Source organism: Rhodospirillaceae bacterium, from assembly GCA_028819475.1.
Classification (GTDB): Bacteria; Pseudomonadota; Alphaproteobacteria; order Bin65; family Bin65; genus Bin65.
In genome coordinates, this window is the sequence record JAPPLJ010000039.1 from 19782 (window position 1) to 43295 (window position 23514).

Below are 23514 nucleotides of genomic sequence, written 5' to 3' on the forward strand. Positions count from 1 at the left end.
GGGTTCCCACAGCGCGAAAGGTGGCGGCCGGCGCCGCACACACGGGCGGGAAGACTGCCGCGCAGCGGCGGCGCAGCGGCAAGGAAGCGGCGGCGGTCCGATTGCCGGCGCCGCCGTCCCCTGCCATCGGACAGTGCCCCCTAATTCGGGGAATCGGTTATCCGGGCCGGTCTATTGCTGCTGCCAGAGCTTTCGCAGCTTTGCGACATGGCCGGTCGGGCGCTTCGCCTTCTTCAGGCGATCGACCATGCGCGCATAGGCCGAATCGATCGCCAGCTTCGAATAGACCGCGGCCGCCGGTACGGCGTGGAACTTCATGCCTTCGTTGGCAAGCGTCGCCCGCTCCTTCTTCGCTTCCTCGAGAAGAACCTTGCGCACCGCCAGCTCGTTGGCGATCACCATGTCCTGGATCAGCTTTTGGAGGCCGGCGTCAAGGCTGGTCCACTTCTTCAGGTTCATGAACCAACCCATATCGGTGTGATAGAATTCCGGCTCCACCGCATGGCGCAGGAACTTGTCCCATTTCATGCCTTTCAGGCCGATGGTGGCCCAGGCGGCGGCGTTCACCACGCCTTTCTCCAATGCGGAGTAGACCTGCGTTGCCGGCAACGGATGGGTCGTCGCGTCCATGGCGCGGAAAAACGCGCCGTAGATCGGGTTGTCGCGCAGCTTCACGCCGGCAAGGTCCAGCATGCCCTTGTTGTCGAATTTGGGTGCTTTCTCCATGTAAATGCGAAAGCGCCCGCCCGAAGACGTCCAGCCGAGATTCTTCACGCCGAAATACTTTTGCTGAATCTCGTCCAGCATGGCGAGGCCGCCATTGGCGCGAACGGTCGCCGGGTCGGAGGCGGACGTCGACACCGCCTCGTTCTCCGGCACCGCGCGGGCGAAGAAGGCGTAGGGCGTGCACATCAGATCGACCCGGCCCTTGCGGACGGCGGGCGGCTGCTGGAACATCTTGATCGAGTTGAACGGCAGCGCATTGATCGCAAGCTTGCCTTTGGCCGCCTTGGTGATGTCGGCGGCGAGTTGCTTGCACTGCTTGGTGTAGATAAGGAAATCCGGGAACGGATAGACCAGATTCAGTTTCACCTGGGCAGACGCTCCGGTCGCGCCGGCTGAAAGCATGGCCGTCATTCCGGCAACGGCCAGAAGCGCTCCGGTGGAGTTGGTTCTCGGCATGATCGGACTCCTCCCTTTCCGGTTGGTGCCCGCAATCATCCCACAGCAAGACAATGCGGAACAAGGCGCTTCGGCAACGAAGGCGCATAGCGGAAACGGCGCCGCGGCCCTCGGGAGTCTGTCAGCGAATCTGGAAGAAGAGCAGTAGTACTGGAAGAAGATCAGTAGTAGACGTCCGGCGCGTCGTCGACCTTGTATTGCTGCATCGCAGCCAGCAGCGTGTTCTTGGTCGTCGTGAGCAGCGCGCGCATCGCCTTGGCGGCCGCCTCGGCGTCGCGCAGCCGCACCGCCTCCAGGATCTGCTCCTGCGCCGAAATCAGGACCGTGCGGGTCTTCCAGTCGTCGAAGGTCTCGCTGCGGACGAACTGGACATGGCCTTCAACCTGGGAAATCGCCGCGGCCAGGCGGCGGTTTCCGGCCATCGCAAACAGCCGGCTGCGGAAATCCTGGCTCGCCTGCACGAAGGCGATGTTGTCGGAATCGATCAGGCACTGCTTCTCGGTCTGGATCGCGACATGCATGCCCGTTACGCCCTCGTGATAGGCGTTGCGGGCCGCCAGGCCGGCGGCATAGGGCTCGAGCAGATAGCGCAGTTCGAAGATGTCGTTGAGATCGTCGACCTGCAGATCGGGCACCTTGAACCCGCCGTGCGGCATCGACGACAGCAAGCCCTCCCGGCTGAGCAGGCCCAGCGCCTCGCGCACCGGGGTTCGCGATACGCCCAGCGCCTCGGCAATGCCGATCTCGGTCAGGCGCTGGTTCGGGCGGTATTCGCCGGCGCGCAGCGCCGTCCGCAGGCGCTCGTACACCTGCTGGCGCAATGATTGCGGTCGTTGCAGAGCTTCGATCGACATCTATTGAATACAGTATCCTTAACGTCGATTCGTCAACGGGTAATTTGATTTTTCCCTTTTTGTTCATGATTTATTGCCAAAATTGCCCACCATGTGGATGAAACTGGGGAAAAACAAAACCGATTAAGCGGCCGAGCCGGGCCGCTTCCGGGCGACCATGCGCCGACAGGGACAGGACCATGCGCCCGCCGGGACAACACGGAGAATTGTCCGCTGCCGGTTCGCAGCTATGTAGCGCGCAGGCGGCCGACATCCGCGGCGGCGTTGCGTATCGAGTGGAGATATCTTGCCGAAATTCGCCCCCCTTACCGTTCCGCTGTGGCTGCTGATCACCTGCGGCTGCCTGATCGGCGCGATCAGCTTCGGTTCGCGCGCCGGCATGGGCCTGTACATGAACGACATCAGCGTGTCGTTCTTCGACAACCAGACCGCGATCCTCAGCCTGTCGCTGGCGATTCAGCACCTGGTCTGGGGCGCCGCGGCGCCGTTTGCGGGAACCTTCGCCGACAAGTACGGCGCCGGAAAATCGCTTGCGCTCGGCACGATCGTCTACGCCGCAGGCCTGGCGCTGATTCCGCATTCCACGGCGCCGATCGCGATGCATGTCACGGCTGGCGTGCTGATCGGCGTCGGCGTCGCCTTCGCCTCCTTCACCATCGTCGTTGCCACATTCGGACGCAAGGTTACCCCTGAAAGACGCTCGCTCGCCTTCGGCGTCGGCATCGCCTCGGGTTCGGTCGGCCAGCTCGTGCTGGTTCCGCTCGCCGCCTATCTGATCGACGCCTATGGCTGGCAGACTTCGCTCTACATCCTGGCATGCCTTCTGCTGGCCATCGTGCCCTTGACCCTCGCCGTGACCGGCAAGGGCGCGCCGGAAGCCGGCCAGCCGGACCAGACCGCCCGCGAGGCGTTTGCCGAAGCCTTGGGCTATCGCAGCTATCTGCTGCTGTGCGCCGGGTTCTTCGTCTGCGGATTTCACGTCGCGTTCATACAGTCCCACCTGCCCAAGCATCTCCAGGATGCCGACCTGCCCCTGTGGGTGGGCGGCGTGTCCCTGAGCCTGATCGCCGCCTTCAACCTGATCGGAACCTTCGGCGCCGGATGGCTGGGCGGCAAGTTCAGCAAGCGCGGTACGCTCTCCGCCATCTATTTCCTGCGCGCCGCCGTGATCGCCGTCTTTATCCTGACGCCGCTTTCGGTCTGGTCGGTCTATATTTTCTCCGCCTTCCTCGGCCTGCTCTGGCTGTCGACCGTGCCGCTGACCACGGGCCTGGTCGCGCAGTTCTTCGGCATGCAATACATGTCCGGGCTGTTCGGAGTCGTGTTCTTCGGCCACCAGATCGGCGGATTCCTGGGCGTTTACCTGGGCGGCATCCTCTACGATGCCTCCGGCAGCTATGAGGTCGTCTGGTGGATGGGTGTGGCGCTCGGCGTTCTCGCCGCCCTGATCCACCTGCCGATCAAGGAGGCGCCGGTGCCGCGACCGACCGTGGCGACCGCTGCTTCCTAGCTAGCACGACGACCGCAACGAGACCGCGACACCGAAAGAAAAACCCCGGTTCCGAAGAACCGGGGCTCGATAATTCCGGGTGGGCTGGCAGCTACTTCGCCGGTCCGAGATCGACGGCCTTTCCGCCCTTGACCTCCCACTGGTTGTACGAGCCGGCGACGTCGCCGTCCTTGTCGAAATCGATGTCGCCAGTGGCGCCGGCATAATCGATGTCCTTGCCGGCCTTGATGGCCGCGAGCGCTTCCTTCCACTGGCCGGGCAGGATCTTCATGCCCTTGCCGTTGCCGACGGCGCGCAGGGCGTCGCGCACCTTGGTGCCGTCGGTCGAGCCGGCCTTGGCGATTGCAAGCGCGAGAACGAAGGCTGCGTCATAGGTCTGCGGCACGAACAGCCCGCCAGCGCTCTTGGGATACGCTTTCTTCATCGCGGCGTTGAATGCGTCGAGCGCCGGGCCGGACGGCGAAGACGGGCGCGTGTAGAACAGGCCCTCGAGATTCTTGATCCCGACGGTCTTCCACATTTTCGCGTCATAGATCGCTTCCGGGCCGATGAACTTGCCGAACAGGCCGCCTTCCAGGGACTGGCGGATGATGACCGGGGCCGAGGATTGCGGATAGCCCACCAGCACGAGATGCTTGGCCCCGCCCTTGCTCAGCGTCGCCAGTTCGGACCGGTAGGAGCTCTTCTTGTCCTCATGCGCCTGATCGCCGGCAATCGTTCCGCCGCCCTTCTTGAATTCGCTGCGGAAATTGTCGGCCAGCCCCTTGCCGTAGTCGTTCTTCACATAGGTAAGAGCGACCTTCTTGATGCCGCGGGCCAGGACGGCGCGCGCCAGGACCTTGCCCTGGAAGCTGTCCGACGGCGCGACGCGGAAGATGAAGTCCTTGTCCTTCAGCGTGGTGATCGCCGGCGAGGTCGAGGCCGGCGAGATCATCACGACGCCGGCAGGAACCGCCGCGGCATTGGCTGCGCCGATGGTCGCGCCGGAGCACAGGGCGCCGACGATGCCGGCGACATTTTCGACATTCACCAGCTTGTTGGCGGCGCCGACCGAGCTCTGCGGATCGCATTTCGAGTCGCCGAGCACCATGCTCAGCTTGCCGCCCAGGATGCCGCCCTGGTCGTTGACATGTTTCACCGCCAGGCGTGCGGCGTCGATGATCGGCGGGACCGCGCCCTGGATCGGGCCGGTGATGCCGCCGAGAAAGCCGATCTTGGCGCCGGCCGCCATTGCCGGAGCCGCGAGGACTGCCGCTGCGACGCCTGCCAGCACCAGGCTCCGGCCTGTCTGCTTGATCGTCATATCGTTTCCTCCCATTCGGAGATTTTCTCTAAGGATCCGCACGGCGGACCCGACCGGGCCTTGCGCCGGCCGCCGCCGCACCTGCCGGCACTCTTACCGGGAATGGCGCGCGCACGCAATTGCATGTCCGCATTGGATGTCCGCTCCTGGGCGTCCGTAAATTGCCGGAGTCGCGCCGGCTGCGGATCAGGCGGAATCGGTCTGCCGGTTTGCCGCAGCGCAACGGCGCGAAACCGTCCGGGACCTACAGTCGGCGGGAAGCTTGCTCCTGCAGGTTCAAAGAGGCAAACGCGTCGTTCTTCGTTGCGAAAAACGTCCCGATCTTGTCCATCCCGGTCAACTCGAAGACGCCGCGGATATGATCCGCGACACAGCAGAAAACCAGCCTGGCGTCGCGTTCCTGAAGAAACCTGGCCGTCACCAGATGGGCGCGCAGGCCCTCGCTGCCTATGTAGACCAGCCGCTCCATGTTGACGATGACCGCGCGGTCGCTCTCTTCGATCCCGGATTTCATCGCGTCCAGAAACCGGCCGAAATTTGCGCTGTCGATGCGTCCTTCGACGTGGACGGCAAGAACATTGCCGAACCGCTCGGTCGTGACGTTCAACATCCTTCCGCTATCCCGATGACTTCTGCGCGCTTCATCGGACGTAAGGCTCGCGGCTTAGGACAGAGGCGCTCCGCAACCGGCCGGCTGCGGCGTGGCGAATCTCCTGTACGTTTCGCGATTTCGTCCGGCTCTTCCGGCCGGACGCCATGCCCGTTGTCACCCACCAATCCTATCAAGGAGCCGGGATCGAAACAATGGCTTGCCCCGGCCGGATTCATTCCGGGCGGCGAAACGGCGAGGGGCCGGATCTCGGGAAGGCGAAGGGCGGCGGATCAATCTTTCAGCGGCGAGGCCGTTCGCGCCAGGGCCGACGACAGATCGTCCAGGTCCAGTTCGGCAAAGCGCGCGGTCAGCAGTTGTTGCATGTCCGCGACAACCTCGGCCGCCTCGGCGGCGCAGGCCGCGCCGGTATCGGTAAGGTGCAGCCTGACCCGGCGCCGGTCGTGCGGGTCCGGCGCGCGATAGACCAGATTCTCGCTGACCAGCCGGTCCGCTATCCGGGTGAGAGTCGGCCCGCCGATGACCAGGGCCTCCGACAGTTCGGTCATGCTCAGCCCGCCGGCGGCGCTCCCGGTCGCGTTCAGGGCGTGCAGGACCCGCATTTCATCGACCTGAACCCCCAGGGGCTTCAGCCGAATCCCGAGGGTGCTGCTGACCTGGGCGCTGGCCCGCAGGATCAGTTCCGTCAGGGTCTCCGGAGCCGGATTGGCGCTGTCGGGCGGGCGGTCCATGCGTAAATCGTTGCCTTTTTAATATTTTACATTTCAAGGAAAATATGGTTGCATCGCGAAGAGATCAAGCAAAAAGGCCCGACGGGTTTTCGCCGAGGCGGCCGGGCGCGCCGACATGGCGGACAGGGCCGAAAGCTGCAGGGAGGAACGCACGCCTTGGACCGGTCGGTCGGCATACTGGACAGGCCGATTGTCGACAGCGCGGCGCATGACGGGGCGTCGGGGCGTCTTGCCGACCGGCGGGGCCGGCGCGCGCCGTCGGGCACGGCCGCCTCGGCGCACGAACAGCGGCTCATTCGAGTCGGCCTGCTGCTGCCGATCAGCGGTTCGAGCGGCCTGCACGGGCCGTCGGGCCGGTATTGCGCCCAGTTGGCCGCCGAGGAGATCAACGCGCACGGCGGACTGCTCGGCCGGCGCGTCCAGGTCGTCGTCGGCGACGGCGGCATGTCGTTCGCCGCGTCGGCCCGGGAAGGCGAGCGGCTGATCGAGGAAGACGGCGTCGCCGCCCTGATCGGCACCCACCCGAGCGGCGTGCGCGAAATTCTCGGACCGCGAATCGGCCGCCGGCTGCCCTATGTCTACACGCCGATCTTCGAAGGAGACGCCTATGAGCCGGGCGTCTTCTTTCTCGGCGAGACTGCCTATCAGCAGCTGGCGCCGGTACTGCCCTGGATGAAATCGCATCTCGGCGCCCGCCGCTGGTACCTGATCGGAAACGACTACCGCTGGCCGCGCGACGTGCATCGCATGGCGCACCGGCTGCTTGCCGGGCAGGAGGCGGAGATCGCCGGCGAGACGATGGTGCCGCTCGAGACCGAGGATTTCGACGCCGTCATCGGCGAAATCAGCAGGCTGCGGCCCGACGCGCTGATCGTGACGCTGATCGGCAGCGACGCCGTGATTTTCCACCGGGCCTTCACCCGCGCCGGCCTCGACGAGCGGATCTGGCGGCTGGGCCTTCTGACGGAAGAAAACACGGTTCTCGGTATCGGCCCCGAATGCAGCCGGCGGCTGCTGTCCAGCGCCGCCTATTTCGCGAACCTGCCCTACCCCGAGAACGAGGCGTTCGTGCGCCGCTACCGGAGCCGGTTCGGCCCGCACGCGCCGGTGCTGAACTCGATCGGCCAGTCATGCTACGAGGGGCTGATGTTCCTGCACCGGATCGTGTCCGCCGCCGGCAGCCTCGACGTCGAAAAACTGGGCCGGGTTGCCGACGGCCTGGAGATGACCGGGCCGCGCGGCCGGATGCGCATGGTCGGCCGGCATTTCGTCAAGGACATGCACCTTGCCGAAGCCGACGGCGTCGAATTCACCATCCGGCAGACCTTTCCGCAGGTCGAACCGAACAAGGGGACCCCAACGTGAGCAATCCGACGGACTGGACGGCATCGGAAGCGCTGCGCGAAATAGGCGCCGGACGCATTTCGCCGCGCGAATATGCCGAAGCCCTGCTCGCGCAATGCGAAGCCGCGGCCGGGCTCAATGCCTTCATCCATCTCGATCCCGAACAAGTGCTGGAAGAGGCGGAGCGCGCGGCCCAGCAGTCGGGCGGCCGGCTGCGCGGGCTGCCGGTGCCGGTGAAGGACAATTTCGATACGGACGGCATGCCGACGACCGGCGGTACGCCCGGGCTGCGCGACCACCGGCCGGCACGCAATGCGCCCGTGGTCCAGCGGCTGATCGACGAAGGCGCCATAATCATGGGGAATTATATACGAAAGTCACTAGCCGCTTGACGCGCTAGATGTGGCGACTATCTCTGCCCCAGCCCCAAAATGCGTGACGCCGCGCTTGCCAGAGCGCGGCGTTCACAGTGGGGTCAGTCCTGCATGAAACAGGGCGAAACTTGATGGATCAATCGCACCGGGGAAATAGGACGATTCCCCTGAACCGTCAAGTGCGCCCTCCGCATGAAGGAGGTGACCGCAATGACGGTGACTCAACAGCCCGAACCTGTCCGCCTTTCCGCCCGCACCTCTATCACCGGACTCGGCGGCACCGCTGCACTTGCCGAAGCTGTCCGCGCCGCGCGACGGGATCGGCAGGCGATACTGGAAGCCGGGCGGCGCGCCTTGGAGGGACAGCGCAAGCTGACAGCCGAGGCGAAGCGCGCTGTAGCGGCAGCGACCTACGAAATGGCGCGGTTCCCGCAAGAGATGGTCCGCGTCCCGGCCAAGCCGAAAGCCGCGCCGGAACCGGAATCGCAGAAGGAATTTCGGGAGCGGATGGCCGAACGCCATCTGTGGTACGTCTAGGCGTCCGGGTCCAGCACCGGGCTGCGCTGGCCTCCGAACTCGCGCAGTCCGCAGGGGCGGCGGCTTCGCTGAAATGGCCGCCGCCCCGACCCGACGGCCGGGCGATTGACCCGCCAATCTCGCCGCCCTAGAACGCCAACGCCCCCAAGGATGGGAGTCCCCAGGGGCGTTGTGGAAACCTTGCGAGCCGAGGCCGGCCGCGCCCCGTCTATGCTCCATGTAGCGTAAGACGCGCCGCGCCGTCAACGGCCCGCCAAGCATGGAGAGTCAGCCGTGAAGACAGTGCCTAATCCCCTCGATTCGCGTAACTTGCCTGAATCCGACGATTCAGGTCATCCCATTCGTCCTGTGTCGGCCTTGGAAGCGGAACTGGACGCAGAGGGCGAAATGATCGTCGTGCAATTCCTTGACCCCGGGAATGAGTGGCCATTTCCGTTTGCTCTGTCTCCGCCGGCGGCGAAGCAGCTTGCAGAACTTCTTGAGCAGGCGGTTGAGGATTATCTGCATCCGACTCCGCAGCGTCAGCCCTCACCGGCTCCGATGGTTGGACGAAGGGTATAATCTCGGCGCTGGTCATGTCGCACACTCCCTGCTAGAAGGGTTGCGCGTGGATTCTCCTCCCTGAGATAACGCATCGTCTTCGCCCCGTGCCGGTCCCGCAACCGCACGGGGCTTTTCTGTCAGGCGTCCTTGTCCGTCACGATCCGCACGGGCCGCAGGATCGCCGCCGCTAGTTCGTCCGGCGTTGCGTCGATCCTGACAGGCTCTTCCAGTTCCGCCTTTGTCGGATAGATCGAGGCCGGGCGCAACCGCACCGTGCGCGGCTCCGGCAGTTCGACCGGCGGCGGGATCGGCGGTTTCTTGCGCTTCGGTTTCGGCTTGCGCTTCCGCTTTGCGGTCATGTCCTGATTCCTTCCGCCTTGAGTCTGGCGACAAATTCCTCCTGCGAGCGCGCGCCCTTCATGGAGTTGCACGCCGCACACAGCAGTTGGAGATTGTCGAAGTTGTCCTGCCCGCCCTTGGCCCGCGGCACGACGTGATCCACCGTCATGTTGCGGAACGGGAACAGCACGCGGCAGCCCGCGCAGATGCCTTCCTGCCGCCCGAACAGCGTGTGCTTGTGCGTTCGATAGTTCGGCAGGTCGCCGAGGTCCGTCCGGGCCGGCACGTCTTCCCGATGGTGCACGTCGTCGAACAGCGGGCCTCTGTCGTCCCGGAGGCGCTTCAGGACCAGCCGGGCCGCCAGCGGCGACAGGTCGATCCCGGCCCATTCCCGGTCGAGCCTGTCGGCGGCTACCAGCGCCGTAGCGCAGCCGCAAAACGGGTCAAGCACCATGTCGCCCGGATTGGAGCTGGCCCGAATGATCCGGTCGAGTAGCACCAGCGGTTTCTGCGTCGGATAGCCGACGCGCTCGGCAGACGGGCCGACGATTTGCTTGATCTCCCAAACATCCCGCATGGGAACGCCCTTCGATTTTTCGCCAGTCGCGCGAATGCGTTTTTTCCCGGTTTCCTCATCGTGAAATGTCACGATCTTCTTGCCGCCCTTGATCCTCTTGAGCGTTTCATCGCTCAACGGGTCGAATAGCTGGTTCCAAATGACATCATCGCCCTTCGCGTATCGCAGAACGATGTCATGCATCCGCTGAAAATTCTTCTGTTTGGAAGGCCAACGTCTGTAGAACCAAACGATCTCGTTCCTGAACCGCCCCCCCCCGAAGATCGAGTCCATCAGCATCTTGAGATAGTGGGACGCCGTGGGGTCGCAGTGCAGATAGATGCTGCCCGTCTCCTTCAGCAGCCGCTTCATTTCCAGCAACCGCACCGCCATCATGATCAGGTAGGACTTCATGCCCTTGCCGTGCGCGACGCCGGCGGCGTCAATGATGGCGTACAGCGCGGGCGCCCGGTCGGCTATCTCGCCGTGCCAGGCTTGGTCAACGTCCGAAAGCGTCCAGGTATCCTTGAACGCCGCCCCGGCGGCTTCCGAGCCTATCGGCGCGGCATAGTCCCGGTTGCTGTTGAACGGCGGATCGAGGTACAGCAGGTCCACCGACTCGCTGTTCATCCCTCGCATTATATCGAGGTTATCGCCGGTCCAGAGCGTCCGGTTGCGCCAGTTGGCGGGCATATCAGGACTCGAACAGAAACTCGCCGAGGATCAACTCGCTGACGCGCCAGACGGGGAGAGGCTTGCCGTCGATCTTGAGGTCGCACGCCTGCGTTTCCGGGTTCCAGTCCGGGACGATCTCAACATGCGCCTTGTCGGCCCGGCAGGCGGTGATTGTGGCGTCGTCGCGCCGCACCCGGATAACATCGCCGATATAGTCCTCGTCCTCGACGACGTAGTGCCCGCCGGTATTCACCGGTGACTCGACCATTCGCCGGATGACCAGCTCGCCGTTCTCGAGATCGGCCTTGAACTGGCGCTTGCCCCGCTTGTCCGAAGATAAGCCGTTGTAGGACCGGATATCCTTTTTCAGCCGCTTCACCAGTTCGGTCATGTTGTCAGCGGGCGTGCAGTTGGCTCGCGCGACCACCCAATTCTGGGCGCTCATGACCGGGCCCCCGATCCCAGCCCGTTATCGGCGATCAGTTCGCGATACCGGAGCCTTTTGCCGACCCCGCCCGCGGCGATCGCCGACATCATGTCGATTGTGTCGAGATCGCGCAGATTGTGGCGGGTCGCGAACTCTCCGACGTACCGGGGCAGGTGCTTGGGCGAAAAGTGGTGGAACACGCCGTCATGGCTGCGGCTGATCGTGGCCCAGAAGGATTCCAGCCCATTCGTGCTCGCCATGCCCTTGACGTATTCCCCGGCACTGTGGCGGACGGTTTCGTGCGTCCGGTTCGGCAGCCCGCGATAGGCGACCGCCTCATCCGTGTAGACAGTCGAGCCTTCCGCCGTGTGCTCGGTCACGAAGCGGTGCAGCGTCTCCCGCGTCGTGTCGGGAACGACCTGCGCTTTGACCTTGCCCGTGGCCCGGTCCCGCAGCCCGGCGACCGGAACCTTCCCGACCGTGCCGCGGCCTGCGTTCAGCTTCTTGGCGGCGTGCTTGTTGCCTTCCTTGCCGCCGGCATAGAATTCATCCGCCTCGGTCGGCCCGGCGAACAGCGGCTTGCCGCTTTCCATGGCCTTGCGCAGCCGGTGCGACAGGAACCACGCTGATTTCTGCGTGATTTCCAGATCCCGATGCAGCTTCATGCTCGATACGCCTTTCAGGTTCACCGTGACCAGATAGACGGCGATGGCCCAAGTCTGAAAGCCGAGCTTCGACCCTTCCATGATGTTGCCCGTCTTGAGCGAAAACATCGGCTGGCCTTTGCAGTCCCGGCAACGGTGCGTCATCGTCTTGTGCTTGATGTTCGACTGCACGTTGAACGATCCACAGCGCGGGCAGTACGGGCCTTGCGGCCAGAGCTTCGACTCGAACCACTTGCGGGCCGCGTCGTCGTTCGGGAACATGCCGATCAGCTTCTTGAGGCTGATGCCTTCGCGATGATGCTTGCCGGGTGCGTTGTGAGCCATTGTCCGTCCCTCTGTTTCGTGATTATAATATAGGGACGGACGGCGGCATGTTCAAGGAAAAAGTGACTGTCGTATATAATTCCCTAATCATGGGCAAGCTCAACATGCACGAGCTGGCCTTCGGCATTACCTCGAACAACAGCGCTTTCGGTCCCGCGCGCAACCCGTACGGTCCCGACCGGATTCCCGGCGGCAGCAGCGGCGGCTCAGGCGCCGCGGTCGGGGCGCGCATGGCGCCGGTCGCCCTGGGCTCGGACACCGGCGGCTCCGTGCGCATCCCGGCTGCCCTGTGCGGCGTGGCGGGCCTGCGTCCGACCACCGGCCGCTACAGCCAGGCCGGTATTGTGCCGATCTCCCGCACCCGCGATACGGCCGGCCCGCTGGCCCGTTCGGTCGAGGATCTCGCCCTGTTCGACAGCGTCGTCACGAACGAACCGGACGGCCTTGCGGCGACCGCTCTGGCGGGCGCAAGGATCGGCGTTCCCCGCGGCCATTTCTTCGAGAACCTGCATCCCGAAACCGCCCGCGTGGCCGAAGAAGCGCTGGCTGCCCTCACCGCGGCCGGCACCGTGCTGGTCGAGGCGGATATGCCGGACGTGCCGAAACTCGACGAGGCGGCGGGCTTCCCGATCGCGCTCTACGAAACAGTCGTCGACCTGAACCGCTACCTGTCGGGCCACGGGCTGCCGATCGATTACCCCGCCCTGGCGGGCGCCGCCGCCAGCCCGGACGTCGCCGGCCTGTTGCAGAGCCTGACGACGCCGGAGGGCGCGATCCCGGAGACGGTCTATCGCGAGGCGCTCGACGCGACGCGGCCGGCGCTCCAGGCCGCCTACGCCGACTGGTTCGCGGCGAACGACGTTCTGGCGGCGATCTTCCCGACGACGCCCTTGCCCGCTGCCCAGATCGGCGAGGACGAGACCGTCGAGCTGAACGGCGAGCCGGTACCGACCTTCCTCACCTTCATCCGCAACACCAGCCCGTCGAGCGTCGCCGGCATCCCCGGCGTCACCCTGCCGGCCGGCCTGTCCGCCGACGGCCTGCCCATCGGCATGGAACTCGACGGCCCGGCGGGCAGCGACCGCGCCCTGCTGGCGTTGAGCGCCGCGGTCGAAGAAATCCTGCCGGCTACGCCGGCACCGGCTTCAAGCGGGACCGGCGAATGAACCGCCGGTCCCCCCAGGTGGCAATCGAACCTATCAACAGGGAGTGAACGTCATGACCAAAATCCTCAATCCGATTTCGCGCCGCCGCTTCGTCGCCGGCGCGGTGGGCACAGGCGCGGCCGTCGCCGCACCGGCCGTCCTGACCGGCGCACGGGCTGCCGGTGAATTCAAGATGGCCACTTTTCTGGCGTTGAGCGGTCCGGCCTCGCTGTTCGGGCCGACGCAAACCGCCTGCGCCAAGCTGGCCATAGACCAGATCAACGCCGGCGGCGGCATCGGCGGCCGCAAGGTGACGGTCATCCCGGCCGACGGCGGCGCAACCCCGGCCGAGGCCGCCAAGGCGGCGATCCGGCTGATGCTGCGCGACAAGGTCGATCTCGTGCTCGGCTCGCACAACAGTGCGGTGCGCGAGGCGATCGTCGCGGCGCTCAAGGGCCGGGTGCCCTACGTCTACACGCCGCTCTACGAAGGCGGGGAATGCAACCCCAACGTCTATGTGACGGCGGATACGCCCCAGCAGCAGGTCCAGCCCTCGATCTCCTGGCTGGCGAAAACCCTGGGCGCGAAGAGCTACTATCTGATCGGCAACGACTATGTCTGGCCGCACAAGACCAACGAGCAGGCGAAGAAATACATCGCGGCGGCCGGCGGCAAGGTGGTCGGCGAGGAATATCTCCCGCTTGGCGCGCCGAACAAGTTCGAGGATGCGGTGACACGGATCAAGGCGAAGAAGCCCGATCTCGTGGTCATCACCCTGGTCGGCGGCGACAATGTCAACTTCAACCGGACCTTCGCCGGCTTCGGCCTGGACAAGTCGATCAAGCGCGTCTCCTACCTGCTGGAGGAGCTGACCCTGTTCGGCATCGGCGCCGAGAACAGCGCCGGCCTGTACAGCGCGATGTCCTATTTCGTGAACGAGAAGAGCGAGCCCAACGCCAAGTTCAAGGCAGGCTTCGCCAAGGCCTTCGCGCCCAAGCCGCCGCCGCTCAGCATGCTCGGTGCAGACGTCTATTCCGGCGTCTACTGCGCCAAGGCGCTGGTCGAGAAGGCGGGCGGCACGAAGGATGCCGGCAAGCTGATGGCAGCGGCGAATAACCTGCAATACAGGACCGCGACCGGGTCGGGCGTGATGACCAACCGGCACGTCGTCAAGGACATGTACCTTGCCGAGTGCAAGGGCACGAGCTTCGACATCGTCGAGAGCTTCAAGGCGGTGGCGCACGGCCAGACCTGCAGCTGATCCCGTTTCCGGTCTCGTCCGCGCCGGCACAGGCCGCCGGCGCGGGCGGGTGCCGGGATAACGGTCCTGCCCGAAAGGCCGGCGCCTTCCGCGTTTCCGGCTGTTTTGCCGTGACCGGCTCATGACAGGGCCGGTCCCGATGCGGTAAGGAATGTCAGGCAGGGCGCCTGTTCGATCCATCGGTATGCCCGCCCGGAATGGCCGGGACGGCGACGATAGCGCCCCCAGCGCTGGAGGCCGTTTGACATGACCGAATTACCCGCCATCGGCCTTCCGGCGACCGATTCCGCGGTGATCGTCGTCGATATGCAGAATTCCTACCTGCACCCGGAAGGCGCCTTTGCACGGCTCTGGCCGGAAATGAATACGCCGCCCGAGTACGATCCGCAGCGCATGCGCCGGGCGATTCCCGGCTGCCGCCGGCTGATCGACGCTGCGCATCGGGAGCAGGTTCCGGTCATCTATCTCAAATATGTCTACCGTCCGGACTATCGCGACGGCGGCGTTCTGATCCGGGAGGTCTGGCCGGCGCTCAAGGACGCCAACTATGTGGCTGCCGGCACCTGGGAAGCCGAGATCGTCGAGGAGCTGACGCCGGCCGAAGGGGATTTCGTCGTCGAGAAATCCCGCTACAGCGGTTTCTACGCCACCCGCCTGGAAACCGTGCTCCGCAGTCTCGGCGCCTCGACCTTGTACATGTGCGGCGTCGGCACCAGGCACTGCGTCGAGAGCACGGCGCGCGACGCGCATATGCGCGACTACCGGGTGTTCGTCGTTTCGGATGCCACGGCGGATGTGGGCGAGGACATGGAGCAAAGCGTCTTCGCCAGTTTCTCGATCGGGTTCGGCTGGGTCGTGAGCGGCGACGCGGTCATCAATTCCTGGCAGGCCGGCGGAAGTTCGTAGCGGCGGCCCGACCGGTCGCCGGCTGCCGCCGCCGCTTCTCTCGCAACCGCACCCGCGCCGGGAGCCCTGACGCCGATGGATCCGATCCTCACCACCAACATCCTGAATGTGGTGTACGAGGTCTCCACCCTGGCCGTCGTCGTTCTCGGCCTCGCCGTCGTGTTCGGCCTGCTCGGGGTGATGAACCTCGCCCATGGCGAGTTCGTCATGATCGGCGCCTATTGCGCCTTCTTCGTCCAGGCCCAGAACCTGCCCTTCCTCGCCGCCGTGCCCCTGGCGCTCCTTGTCTGCGCCGTTCTCGGGCTGGTTGTCGAGCGGCTGCTCGTGCGGCCGCTCTACGCCCGTCCGTTCGATACGCTGCTGGCGACCTGGGGGCTGAGCATGCTGCTGCGCGAGGCCGTCGAGGCGGTCTACGGCCGGGGCTTCCGCAGCGTCGCCACGCCGCTGACCGGCAGCGTCGACGTGATCGGCGCGGACTATCCGTCCTACCGGTTGCTGCTCACGGTCGTCTCGATCGCGCTGGTCGCCGGGCTGGTCTGGTGGTTCGTACGCAGCGCCACCGGCCGGCGCATCCGCGCGGTGGTCAACAATCCGGAACTCGCCGGCTCGGTCGGCATCCCGGTCACGGGGCTGGCGCGCAACACCTTCGTGTTCGGCTGCTGTCTCGCCGCGCTCGCCGGCGTCATGCTGGCGCCGCTCCTGCCGGTCAATCCGACCCTGGGCCTGGACTTCATCCTCAAATCCTTCTTCGTGCTCGTGGTCGGCGGGCTCGGCAGCCTGGTTGGCCTGATCTCCGGCTCCCGCGTCATCGGCGGCGTCGAGAGCGTCGTCAGCGCCTTCCTGGACCGGACCTACGGCTATACGACCGTGCTCATCATCGCGATCCTCTTCCTCTGGCTGCGCCCGAATGGCCTCTTTCCTCGGACATAGCGCGGCCCTGGTCGCGGCGCTCGCCGTGCTGCCCCAGTTGGTCGGGGAATTCTGGGCCTACACGCTGGCGCTGTACTTTCTCTACGCCATCGCGTCGCTCGGCATCGGCCTGTGCTGGGGCCAGGCCGGTTTCCTGCCGCTCGGCCAGGCCATGTTCTTCGGGCTGGCGGCCTATCTCTCCGGCCTCTCGCTGATCCATTTCAAGGACAGCTGGCTGCTCCTGCTCCTGCTGCCGGGAGCGGCGCTGGCGCCGGGCCTGCTGGCCTACGGCATCGGCCTGCTGGTGTTCCGCGGGCGGACGCTGAGCGGCCCGTTCTTTGCCATGATCACGCTGGCGCTCACCCTGCTCGCCTTCCAGATCGCGAACAGCTGGAACGACGTCACCGGCGGCTTCAACGGACTCAAGAACATCCCCGGCCTCCCCGGGTTGAGCGATTTTACCGACCTCTACTACATTTCGGCAGTTGCGCTGGCAGTCTGTCTCCTCGGCGTCGCCTGGCTGCGCCGCGCGCCGGCCGGGGTCGTCTGGCGGGCGGTCGCCCAGAACGAGCAGCGGGTGCGCTTCTGCGGCTTCGCGGTGCAGAACGTGAAGGCCGCCGTGTTCGGCCTGAGCGGTGTGCTCGCCGGCATCGGCGGCGCCCTCTATGCGCCCCAGCAAAACCTGGTTACGCCGCAGCTTTGCGGTTTTCTCCTGTCCGCCGATCTGGTGATCTGGGCGGCGGTCGGCGGGCGGGCGACGCTCTACGGTCCGGTCGTCGGCGCCGTCCTGATCGGCATCCTGACCGCCGACCTGCGCGACGAGATCAGCTATTGGGAGGTCATCCTCGCCACCATCTTCATTATCGTCGTACTGTATTTCCGGCAGGGTCTCATGGGCTTCGTCGAGCCGCGGTTCGAGCGGCTCCGGCGCCGCCGCACCGACCGCACTCTCGACAGCCCGGCCCGCCCCGAAGCCTCCGGCGATACTAGGTTTGCCGACACGGGGTTTGCCCTCGACGAGGTCCGCGTCCGCATGGGTTCGGTGAACATCCTGGAAGGGCTGGACCTGGAAATCGACCGCGCCGGCATCTATTGCCTGATCGGACCGAACGGCGCGGGCAAGACATCCTGCTTCAACGCGATGACCGGAGAATTGCCGGTGCGCAGCGGTCATATCCGCATCTTCGGCAAGGCGCGCACCGGAACGGCGGCCGACCTGCTGAGCCGCATCGGCGTCGGGCGCAAGTTCCAGGCCCCCAGCCTGTTCCCCGACCTGACCGTGGCGGAGAATTTCAATATCGGCCTGTGGGGTGGACGGGCGCGGCGGCGCGACCTGGTCCGCATGGGCAGCCACCGCTGGTCCAGCGCCATCCTGCGCGAGGCGCAGAGCCGCTTTCCGTTCCTCGCCGAAGAGGACCGCCGGGCCGGCGACCTCTCCCACGGCCAGCGCCAGATCCTGGAACTGGTCATGGTCCTGATCGCGGAGCCGCGGCTTCTCCTGCTCGACGAGCCGTCGGCCGGCCTCTCGCCGACCGAGACCCAGGACGTGATCGAAGCCGTCCGCTGGGTCAGCGGGCGGTTGAACGCCTGCACGGTGATCGTCGAACACGACATGACGTTCGTGCGCGAACTGGCCGACCGGATATTCGTTCTGCACCAGGGCCGGCTGCTGGCGTCGGGCACGGTCGCGGAAATCCAGGCGGACGAGCGGGTCCGTGCCGTATATGTCGGGGCTTCGGCATGACCGGGGATTCGGGCGGGCCGTTGTTTTCTTTCTCCGGCGTGACCGGCGGCTACGGCGCGACGACCGTCGTCCGGTCGGTCGGCGGCGCGGTCTCGGCAGGCGAGGCCTGCTGCGTGCTCGGCCGCAACGGCGTCGGCAAGACGACGCTGATGCGCCTGCTCACCGGGCACCTGCCGCTTCAGTCAGGCTCGGTATCGTTCGACGGGCAACCGCTGGACGGGCTGGCGCCCGACCGGCGCCACGATCTGGGCCTGATCTATTGCCCTCAAGAGCGGCCGGTGTTCGACAATCTGTCGGTCCGGGAGAACCTGACGCTGATGTCTTCGGCCGAAGTCGAAGGCCGCTACGCTCCCTACTTTGCCGCCTTTCCGATCCTCGAAGCCCGTATGACCCAGTCGGCTGGGACATTGAGCGGCGGCGAACGGAAAATCCTGTCTTTCGTGCGCGGCGTCGCCGAACCCGGGCGGCTGCTTCTGCTCGACGAGCCGAGCGAAGGCGTGCAACAGGAAAATGTCGAACGCATGGCCGGCTTCCTGCTCGAGGCCAAGGCCGAGGGCCGGGGGTTGCTGATCGTCGAACAGAATCTCGCCTTCGCGCTCGACATCGCCGACCGGGTGATCGTTATGGACCACGGCGAGGTCGTGCTCGCCGGCGCCGCGGCCGACATGACTGAGGCGACCCTGGCGGCGCATATGCATGTGTGATGCGGGCCAATGGCGACCGGGCCGGAACTGAGATCCGCCCTCCGGGAAGCATCGGGCCATCGACCGGCATTGTAGGGGAGGGTTTGAAACCCTCCCCTACGCCCCGGTGGCGGTCCGGGACCGAATCAGGGCCGCAGCTCGGGGCGAAACCCGGTTGTCGGGCTTCTGAATTGCCGCGAACCTACCCCGTCATCGCGCGCAGGCCGTCCTCGAAGAAGAAGGAATCCTCGCCGAAGGCCGGCTTCAGGCCGTCGAGCCAGGTTGCCTGCGGGTCGAATTTCGCGAAGAAGGGCCGGCCGACCCAGTCGGGATCGCGGCCCTGCAGGAAGCGCAGCACGAAGACCTTCTCGCCGCCGACCTCCTGGACGCCCAGAACCTCGACCTTGCCCGGCGTCGCGCTCATGCTCGGGCCGCGCACGGTGCGGGCGAGGCCTGAGACCTGCTCCACCGCGCCCCGGAAGACCTCCCAGCAGCGCACCAGCGGCACCTCGAAATACCGTTTCGCGCCGGTGTCGCGCTCCACGAACATGTAATAGGGGATGATGCCGAGGCGGACCTGCTCGCGCCACAAGCGCGCCCAGATGTCGGGATCGTTGTTGATATGGGCGAGCAAGGGCGCCTGGCCGCGGATGACCGCGCCGGTATCGCGGATCCGGCGGATCGCTTCGCGCACCACGTTGGTCTGCAACTCCTGCCAGTGGTTGAAATGCGCCATGATCGCGACATGGCGGCCCGACCGCACGATATCCTCGAGCAGCCGCAGCATGCCGTCCGCATCCTCGTCGTGGACGAAGCGGTGCGGCCAGAAAGTGAGCGCCTTGGTGCCGATCCGGATGTTCTGGACATGCTCCAGCGCCGGATCGTCGATGAAGGGCCGGAGATAGCCTTCCATCACCCGGGTCTTCATGATCATGGGATCGCCGCCGGTCATCAGCAGGTCCGAGACGTCCGGGTGGGCGGCGAGATAGCGGTGCAGGCCTTCGGCGTCCTTGGACGAGATTTTCAGCTCCTTGTCGCCGACGAACTGGGCCCAGCGGAAACAGAAGGTGCAATAGGCGTGGCAGGTCTGCCCCTGGCTCGGGAAGAACAGCACGGTCTCGCGGTATTTGTGCTGCAGTCCCTCGAAGACCTCGTCCTCCTCGCTGGGAATGTTGAACTCCCTCTGGCCGGCCGGATGGGGATTGAGGCCGCCGCGAATCTCGGCCGCCGCCAGATCGATCTCATGCTTCGACGCCCCGCGCAGCTGAAGGTCGGCGATCCGGCGGAATTCCGCCTCGCCCAGCATCTCCCGTTGCGGAAATACCAGCTGGTAGATCGGGTCGTCGGGAATCCTGTCCCAGTCGATCAGGTGTTCGATGACATAGCGGTTGGTGCGGAACGGGAGCACCGAACTGACGACGCGCATGGCGAACAGGTCGTCATCCGACACATTGCCGAATTGGGTGACGGAATCGAGGTCCCTTGCAGTCAATGCCCGAAACTTGCCGGGCGGCGGCTCGATGACCCCGGCCGCAAGCGAAGGGCCGAATTTCGCCAATGCTGGATCCTGGGCCGGACTTGGAATTGTCTGAACATTCATTCCCATTGTCTCCTTCGTCAAACAACGTGCGCCTGCGAACCCGCGCGAGCGCGAGCGGCCGAGAGCCGTGTCCGGCTCCGACGAGTCGGACCGATTGCAATCTCATCAGCCGCCCGGAAATTTGCCGCCCCCACGGCGCTCGTCCGTTCCGTGGCGTCGGCTACGGAACGGACGGGCCGGTAGAGTATCGGGGGCTACCGGGCCCGTATGCCGGCGGACGACCGAATATGGCCGCGTTTGCGTCGCGGTCGCCGTCCGCTTTTGCCTGCACCGCCGGCGTCCAACCGGAACGCCGGGATGCAGGCCCCATTATAGTCCCAAAATTACTTTTTCGCCAATTGCTTCAGCACTTCGGCATCGACGGCCGTCGTTTGCGATTTATAGAACGCCATCGCGGCCTTGCCGTCGACGCCCATCGCGTTGATCGACTTGATCCAGTCGGCGAACAGCGGCGCCCAGGCCTTGCGGAACTTCGCCATTTCCGCTTCAGGCATTGTGTGAACCTTGCGCGTGGTCAGGAAGCTCTTGAGCGTTTTCGCTTTCGATGCATCCCACGACAAGCTGCGCCGGCCCAGATTTTCGCCGGACAGGCTCCAGATGATCTTCTGGTCCTGCTCGGGGATCGTGTCCCACTTCTTCTTGTTCCAGAAGGTCGAGAAGGTGGCGCCGAACCAGCCTTCCGGAATTTCGGTGGCGGACTTGGCGTATTTGTCGATCTTGAAGGCGAGCAGGTCGTCGGGGGTCAGGCCGACGAAGGCGTCGACCACGCCCTTCGAGACGATCGGGTAGATGCGCACCGCCGGGCCGGGCACGATGTTGGCGCCGGACAGTTTCAGCGCCTGCGCCGGGATCGACGGCAGGGTCCAGACTTTGATCGTCTTCAGCGACGCCACCGACACAAGCGGCGTGTCGGACATCGAATACCACAGGCCGTCGGGCGCGCCGAAATATCCGACCATTTCGAGGTCTTTGTAGTTCGCCTTGTCCTTGAAGAATTTCTGGTACATCCGCCACAAGGCGACCGCGCGACCGACGCCGGTGACGGCCATCTGCGGATGGATGCTGATCTGGGTCGACGGCACCAGCTTGCGCAGGAACGCGTTGAATACGAAGGCGCCGTCGGCGGTGCCCTTCTGCACCATCACCATCTGGAGCGGCGGCGGTGCCAGCCGGCAGGCCGGCACGAAGCGGATCGAGACCCGGCCTTCCGTCGCTTTCTCGATTTCCTTGGTCCAGGGCTGAAGTATGCCGTGGCTGATCACATGCTTCGGCGTCACGAAGCTGCAGAACAACAATTTGGTCTTGGCCTGCGCCGGCGCGGCCGCAAGGCCGAATGCAGCAGCGGCCGCCGCCAGAACGCCGGCCCGCACGAAATTCTTCATGGGTCTTCCTTTCCGTCTTGTCTCGATCATCCGTCGAGAATTCCCGCCCTATGTTCGCCGCTGGATGCGCATCCGTCAACCGAACGTTGATTTGACAACGATACCGGTTTCGCGGCGCCAACGCTTGATCCGCGGCGGTTCGCCCGGCACTTTGCTTGGACGATGTTCGGCCCGACCCACTGCCCGACGGCGCGTCATGGTACCAGTCGTGCCAACAGTCCTTCACCCATTCATGAACATTGCCTGAGGAGGTGAGATTCTCGATGGGGCCACAGCCGAGATTCTTAGCAAGATGGTCGTTTCCCTTCCCGCCACATACCTTCGCAGCGATTACCTGACGGCCAGGTGTAGATTCCGTGACCGTGCATTTTGCCTTCCCGCCATTCCCCTTCGTAGCGATCGCCTCTAGCCCAACGGTAGGTGCCGCGACCATGGTACTTGCCGCCGCGCAATTCGCCCGTGTAGATGTCCTGCCCGAAGCTTCCCCGCCAGACCAACCGACCGCTCCCCGAGGCTTTGCTGTCCACGCAACCGCCCGTCCAAGTGGCGGTTGAGCCCGGATGCGGCGCCTGATTCCACACCTTGCAGGGCCGGTTCCGCAGTTTCTGCCAGATCGAACCGGAATGGTTGGGCGCCGCTGCACGCAACGTCCTTGCCGAAGCAGCGTCCAGAAACCCCGTCGCCGGCCTGCTTCGGAATTCCTGCCACTCTCTGATCGCCTTGCGCGTGCGGTCTCCAAACACGCCGTCCGGCACGCCCGGATCGAAGCCCAGGACCCACAGGCCGGTCTGGACCTTCTTTCGGTCCCGCGCCGTCAGGTTCAGGGCCGCCTCCGCCGCTTCGGACGCGAACGCGTTCCGGGCGTCGGTCAGGTCCTTCAGGCGATTGCGCGCCAACGCGGCGAAGGTGCCCTGCGGGTAACGGTCGAGATAGGCCCGGAGATCCGCCGGCCGATCCCGGTCCCTGACCGATTCCCAGAATAGGCGCTCCGCAGCGAGCTGTTCCGCGGTCAGCCGGTGCGCCGCCGCGCCGCCGCCCTTGGGCGGAACGGCCGGTTTCGCCTGTGTCGGCGCCGGCGGCTTCGGCCGGGCGCCCAGATACGCGCCCTTGCTCGACAGGGAGCCGTAGACGAAGGGCTCCTGCTTGTTGCCGGTCGTCTTCAGCACCGCGTCGCGCACCTTGCGGAACATCAGCCCGACCTCAAGGCCCGGCTCCTCCAGATGGGCCAGCAGGGCCCGGGTGTAGGGGCTGTTGCGGCCCGCGCCGTCCGAGGCCAGCGTGCCTTCCTTCGCGGCATAGGCCACCAGCATCTCGCCCGACGGCTCGACCCGCGCCAGGCCCCGGCCGATCGAGCGTTTCGCGCCGGCGCGCCGCATCGAGGCCGCAAAGGGATTGTCCCGGCAGGCGTCCAGGATGACCAGGCCGAGGCCCGAAGCGCCCTCGACGGCCCGGCCGACTAGGTCGAGCGGCACCGTCTCGAACTCGACCTCCCGGTCGCTCAGCAGGCGAGCGTCGACCGGCACCAGGAAGTTGCGCTTGTCGACCTCGATGCCGTGGCCGGCATAGAACACCACGGCGGTTTCGGCGGTCGAGGCGGCGCGCGAGAAGTGCAGCAGCCCGCGCTCCAGGGCGACCTTGCCGGCATTCTCCAGCTTCGTGACCGCGAACCCCAGCCGGCCGAGCGCGGCGCCGATGTCGCCGGCATCGTTGAGCGGGTTGGCCAGCTGCGGCGCATGGGCGTAGACCGCGTTGCCGATCACCAGCGCGACCCGCTTGGCGGCTTGCGCCGGGGCTGAAAGCGCCAGCGCCGGCAGCAGAAGGGCGGCGAACAGTGAGGGAAAGGGTCTCATCGTCATCGTTTTCAGCCTCCTCTCCGTCCCGCAGTGCCGCAGGCCGTCGCCATTTTTCCC

The 23514-nt window shown here is 65.5% G+C and carries 23 protein-coding genes; 11 read left to right on the plus strand and 12 right to left on the minus strand.

Annotated elements, in window-relative coordinates:
- Positions 1 to 171 precede the first annotated feature (171 nt).
- Positions 172 to 1182: a TRAP transporter substrate-binding protein DctP gene (gene dctP, locus OXM58_12260; GenBank protein ID MDE0149135.1), complete on the minus strand. Its 1011-nt coding sequence runs from the start codon at positions 1180 to 1182 to the stop codon at positions 172 to 174.
- A gap of 161 nt (positions 1183 to 1343) precedes the next feature.
- Positions 1344 to 2036, minus strand: a complete 693-nt coding sequence (locus OXM58_12265) for a GntR family transcriptional regulator (protein MDE0149136.1) — start codon at positions 2034 to 2036, stop codon at positions 1344 to 1346.
- Positions 2037 to 2322: 286 nt separating this feature from the next.
- Between OXM58_12265 and OXM58_12270 the strand changes: the two genes are divergently transcribed.
- Positions 2323 to 3546, plus strand: coding sequence for an MFS transporter (locus OXM58_12270; protein ID MDE0149137.1), 1224 nt, complete (start codon positions 2323 to 2325; stop codon positions 3544 to 3546).
- 91 nt (positions 3547 to 3637) lie between these two features.
- On the opposite strand, the gene OXM58_12275 is transcribed toward OXM58_12270, so the two are convergent.
- From OXM58_12275 to OXM58_12285, 3 genes are all read right to left on the minus strand, one after another.
- Positions 3638 to 4849: an ABC transporter substrate-binding protein gene (locus OXM58_12275; GenBank protein ID MDE0149138.1), complete on the minus strand. Its 1212-nt coding sequence runs from the start codon at positions 4847 to 4849 to the stop codon at positions 3638 to 3640.
- A gap of 244 nt (positions 4850 to 5093) precedes the next feature.
- Positions 5094 to 5459 carry an STAS domain-containing protein gene (locus OXM58_12280; protein ID MDE0149139.1) on the minus strand — a complete coding sequence of 122 codons (366 nt, stop codon included), beginning with the start codon at positions 5457 to 5459 and terminating at the stop codon, positions 5094 to 5096.
- Between the two features lie 272 nt (positions 5460 to 5731).
- The gene (locus OXM58_12285; protein MDE0149140.1) at positions 5732 to 6190 is read right to left on the minus strand and encodes a MarR family transcriptional regulator; all 459 of its coding nucleotides are present in this window, start codon (positions 6188 to 6190) and stop codon (positions 5732 to 5734) included.
- Between the two features lie 156 nt (positions 6191 to 6346).
- On the opposite strand from OXM58_12285, the gene OXM58_12290 reads away from it, so the two are divergent.
- From OXM58_12290 to OXM58_12305, 4 genes are all read left to right on the plus strand, one after another.
- Positions 6347 to 7555, plus strand: a complete 1209-nt coding sequence (locus OXM58_12290) for a substrate-binding domain-containing protein (protein MDE0149141.1) — start codon at positions 6347 to 6349, stop codon at positions 7553 to 7555.
- The gene (locus tag OXM58_12295; GenBank protein MDE0149142.1) at positions 7552 to 7926 is read left to right on the plus strand and encodes an amidase family protein; all 375 of its coding nucleotides are present in this window, start codon (positions 7552 to 7554) and stop codon (positions 7924 to 7926) included. The genes OXM58_12290 and OXM58_12295 overlap by 4 nt, the downstream gene beginning before the upstream one ends.
- A gap of 192 nt (positions 7927 to 8118) precedes the next feature.
- A complete protein-coding gene (locus tag OXM58_12300) occupies positions 8119 to 8445 on the plus strand; it encodes a hypothetical protein (protein ID MDE0149143.1) in 327 nt (108 codons plus the stop codon).
- Positions 8446 to 8718: 273 nt separating this feature from the next.
- Complete coding sequence (locus tag OXM58_12305; GenBank protein ID MDE0149144.1) at positions 8719 to 9006, plus strand: hypothetical protein; 288 nt, start codon at positions 8719 to 8721, stop codon at positions 9004 to 9006.
- A gap of 119 nt (positions 9007 to 9125) precedes the next feature.
- Here OXM58_12305 and OXM58_12310 read toward each other — a convergent pair whose 3' ends face one another.
- The 4 genes from OXM58_12310 to OXM58_12325 all read right to left on the minus strand — a co-directional run bounded on the left by OXM58_12310 (position 9126) and on the right by OXM58_12325 (position 11974).
- On the minus strand, positions 9126 to 9347 hold the full coding sequence (locus OXM58_12310; GenBank protein MDE0149145.1) for a hypothetical protein: 222 nt from the start codon (positions 9345 to 9347) through the stop codon (positions 9126 to 9128).
- Entirely contained in the window at positions 9344 to 10513 is a 1170-nt protein-coding gene (locus tag OXM58_12315) for a DNA methyltransferase (protein ID MDE0149146.1), read from the minus strand. Before OXM58_12315 ends, OXM58_12310 begins: the two co-directional genes overlap by 4 nt.
- A 64-nt stretch (positions 10514 to 10577) precedes the next feature.
- Positions 10578 to 11003 carry a hypothetical protein gene (locus OXM58_12320; GenBank protein ID MDE0149147.1) on the minus strand — a complete coding sequence of 142 codons (426 nt, stop codon included), beginning with the start codon at positions 11001 to 11003 and terminating at the stop codon, positions 10578 to 10580.
- Positions 11000 to 11974, minus strand: coding sequence for an IS1595 family transposase (locus OXM58_12325; GenBank protein ID MDE0149148.1), 975 nt, complete (start codon positions 11972 to 11974; stop codon positions 11000 to 11002). The genes OXM58_12320 and OXM58_12325 overlap by 4 nt, the downstream gene beginning before the upstream one ends.
- Before the next feature lie 47 nt (positions 11975 to 12021).
- Here OXM58_12325 and OXM58_12330 point away from each other — a divergent pair, with 47 nt between their 5' ends.
- From OXM58_12330 to OXM58_12355, 6 genes are all read left to right on the plus strand, one after another.
- The gene (locus OXM58_12330; GenBank protein ID MDE0149149.1) at positions 12022 to 13140 is read left to right on the plus strand and encodes an amidase family protein; all 1119 of its coding nucleotides are present in this window, start codon (positions 12022 to 12024) and stop codon (positions 13138 to 13140) included.
- A 52-nt stretch (positions 13141 to 13192) separates the two neighbouring features.
- Entirely contained in the window at positions 13193 to 14380 is a 1188-nt protein-coding gene (locus OXM58_12335) for a substrate-binding domain-containing protein (GenBank protein MDE0149150.1), read from the plus strand.
- Positions 14381 to 14626: 246 nt separating this feature from the next.
- Positions 14627 to 15286 (plus strand): cysteine hydrolase, encoded by a 660-nt coding sequence (locus OXM58_12340; GenBank protein MDE0149151.1) that lies wholly within the window; start codon positions 14627 to 14629, stop codon positions 15284 to 15286.
- A gap of 75 nt (positions 15287 to 15361) precedes the next feature.
- Positions 15362 to 16216: a branched-chain amino acid ABC transporter permease gene (locus OXM58_12345; protein ID MDE0149152.1), complete on the plus strand. Its 855-nt coding sequence runs from the start codon at positions 15362 to 15364 to the stop codon at positions 16214 to 16216.
- Complete coding sequence (locus tag OXM58_12350; GenBank protein ID MDE0149153.1) at positions 16194 to 17939, plus strand: ATP-binding cassette domain-containing protein; 1746 nt, start codon at positions 16194 to 16196, stop codon at positions 17937 to 17939. The genes OXM58_12345 and OXM58_12350 overlap by 23 nt, the downstream gene beginning before the upstream one ends.
- The gene (locus OXM58_12355) at positions 17936 to 18643 is read left to right on the plus strand and encodes an ATP-binding cassette domain-containing protein (GenBank protein MDE0149154.1); all 708 of its coding nucleotides are present in this window, start codon (positions 17936 to 17938) and stop codon (positions 18641 to 18643) included. The genes OXM58_12350 and OXM58_12355 overlap by 4 nt, the downstream gene beginning before the upstream one ends.
- A 181-nt stretch (positions 18644 to 18824) precedes the next feature.
- Here OXM58_12355 and OXM58_12360 read toward each other — a convergent pair whose 3' ends face one another.
- From OXM58_12360 to OXM58_12370, 3 genes are all read right to left on the minus strand, one after another.
- Positions 18825 to 20222: a hypothetical protein gene (locus tag OXM58_12360; GenBank protein MDE0149155.1), complete on the minus strand. Its 1398-nt coding sequence runs from the start codon at positions 20220 to 20222 to the stop codon at positions 18825 to 18827.
- A gap of 323 nt (positions 20223 to 20545) precedes the next feature.
- Positions 20546 to 21604 carry a TRAP transporter substrate-binding protein DctP gene (gene dctP, locus OXM58_12365; GenBank protein ID MDE0149156.1) on the minus strand — a complete coding sequence of 353 codons (1059 nt, stop codon included), beginning with the start codon at positions 21602 to 21604 and terminating at the stop codon, positions 20546 to 20548.
- A 284-nt stretch (positions 21605 to 21888) separates the two neighbouring features.
- Positions 21889 to 23460, minus strand: coding sequence for a caspase family protein (locus tag OXM58_12370; protein ID MDE0149157.1), 1572 nt, complete (start codon positions 23458 to 23460; stop codon positions 21889 to 21891).
- Between the last annotated feature and the right edge of the window lie 54 nt (positions 23461 to 23514).

What these genes read in the sequence shown, in the direction of transcription:
- OXM58_12345 (MDE0149152.1), top strand. Translation starts at nt 15,362, where the DNA reads ATGGATCCGATCCTCACCACCAACATCCTGAATGTGGTGTACGAGGTC.
- OXM58_12310 (MDE0149145.1), bottom strand. Translation starts at nt 9,347, where the DNA reads ATGACCGCAAAGCGGAAGCGCAAGCCGAAACCGAAGCGCAAGAAACCG.
- OXM58_12315 (MDE0149146.1), bottom strand. Translation starts at nt 10,513, where the DNA reads ATGAACAGCGAGTCGGTGGACCTGCTGTACCTCGATCCGCCGTTCAAC.
- OXM58_12285 (MDE0149140.1), bottom strand. Translation starts at nt 6,190, where the DNA reads ATGGACCGCCCGCCCGACAGCGCCAATCCGGCTCCGGAGACCCTGACG.
- OXM58_12330 (MDE0149149.1), top strand. Translation starts at nt 12,022, where the DNA reads ATGTTCAAGGAAAAAGTGACTGTCGTATATAATTCCCTAATCATGGGC.
- OXM58_12355 (MDE0149154.1), top strand. Translation starts at nt 17,936, where the DNA reads ATGACCGGGGATTCGGGCGGGCCGTTGTTTTCTTTCTCCGGCGTGACC.
- OXM58_12340 (MDE0149151.1), top strand. Translation starts at nt 14,627, where the DNA reads ATGACCGAATTACCCGCCATCGGCCTTCCGGCGACCGATTCCGCGGTG.
- dctP (MDE0149156.1), bottom strand. Translation starts at nt 21,604, where the DNA reads ATGAAGAATTTCGTGCGGGCCGGCGTTCTGGCGGCGGCCGCTGCTGCA.
- OXM58_12280 (MDE0149139.1), bottom strand. Translation starts at nt 5,459, where the DNA reads ATGTTGAACGTCACGACCGAGCGGTTCGGCAATGTTCTTGCCGTCCAC.
- dctP (MDE0149135.1), bottom strand. Translation starts at nt 1,182, where the DNA reads ATGCCGAGAACCAACTCCACCGGAGCGCTTCTGGCCGTTGCCGGAATG.
- OXM58_12320 (MDE0149147.1), bottom strand. Translation starts at nt 11,003, where the DNA reads ATGAGCGCCCAGAATTGGGTGGTCGCGCGAGCCAACTGCACGCCCGCT.
- OXM58_12335 (MDE0149150.1), top strand. Translation starts at nt 13,193, where the DNA reads ATGACCAAAATCCTCAATCCGATTTCGCGCCGCCGCTTCGTCGCCGGC.
- OXM58_12300 (MDE0149143.1), top strand. Translation starts at nt 8,119, where the DNA reads ATGACGGTGACTCAACAGCCCGAACCTGTCCGCCTTTCCGCCCGCACC.
- OXM58_12370 (MDE0149157.1), bottom strand. Translation starts at nt 23,460, where the DNA reads ATGACGATGAGACCCTTTCCCTCACTGTTCGCCGCCCTTCTGCTGCCG.
- OXM58_12275 (MDE0149138.1), bottom strand. Translation starts at nt 4,849, where the DNA reads ATGACGATCAAGCAGACAGGCCGGAGCCTGGTGCTGGCAGGCGTCGCA.
- OXM58_12265 (MDE0149136.1), bottom strand. Translation starts at nt 2,036, where the DNA reads ATGTCGATCGAAGCTCTGCAACGACCGCAATCATTGCGCCAGCAGGTG.
- OXM58_12360 (MDE0149155.1), bottom strand. Translation starts at nt 20,222, where the DNA reads ATGAATGTTCAGACAATTCCAAGTCCGGCCCAGGATCCAGCATTGGCG.
- OXM58_12350 (MDE0149153.1), top strand. Translation starts at nt 16,194, where the DNA reads ATGGCCTCTTTCCTCGGACATAGCGCGGCCCTGGTCGCGGCGCTCGCC.
- OXM58_12325 (MDE0149148.1), bottom strand. Translation starts at nt 11,974, where the DNA reads ATGGCTCACAACGCACCCGGCAAGCATCATCGCGAAGGCATCAGCCTC.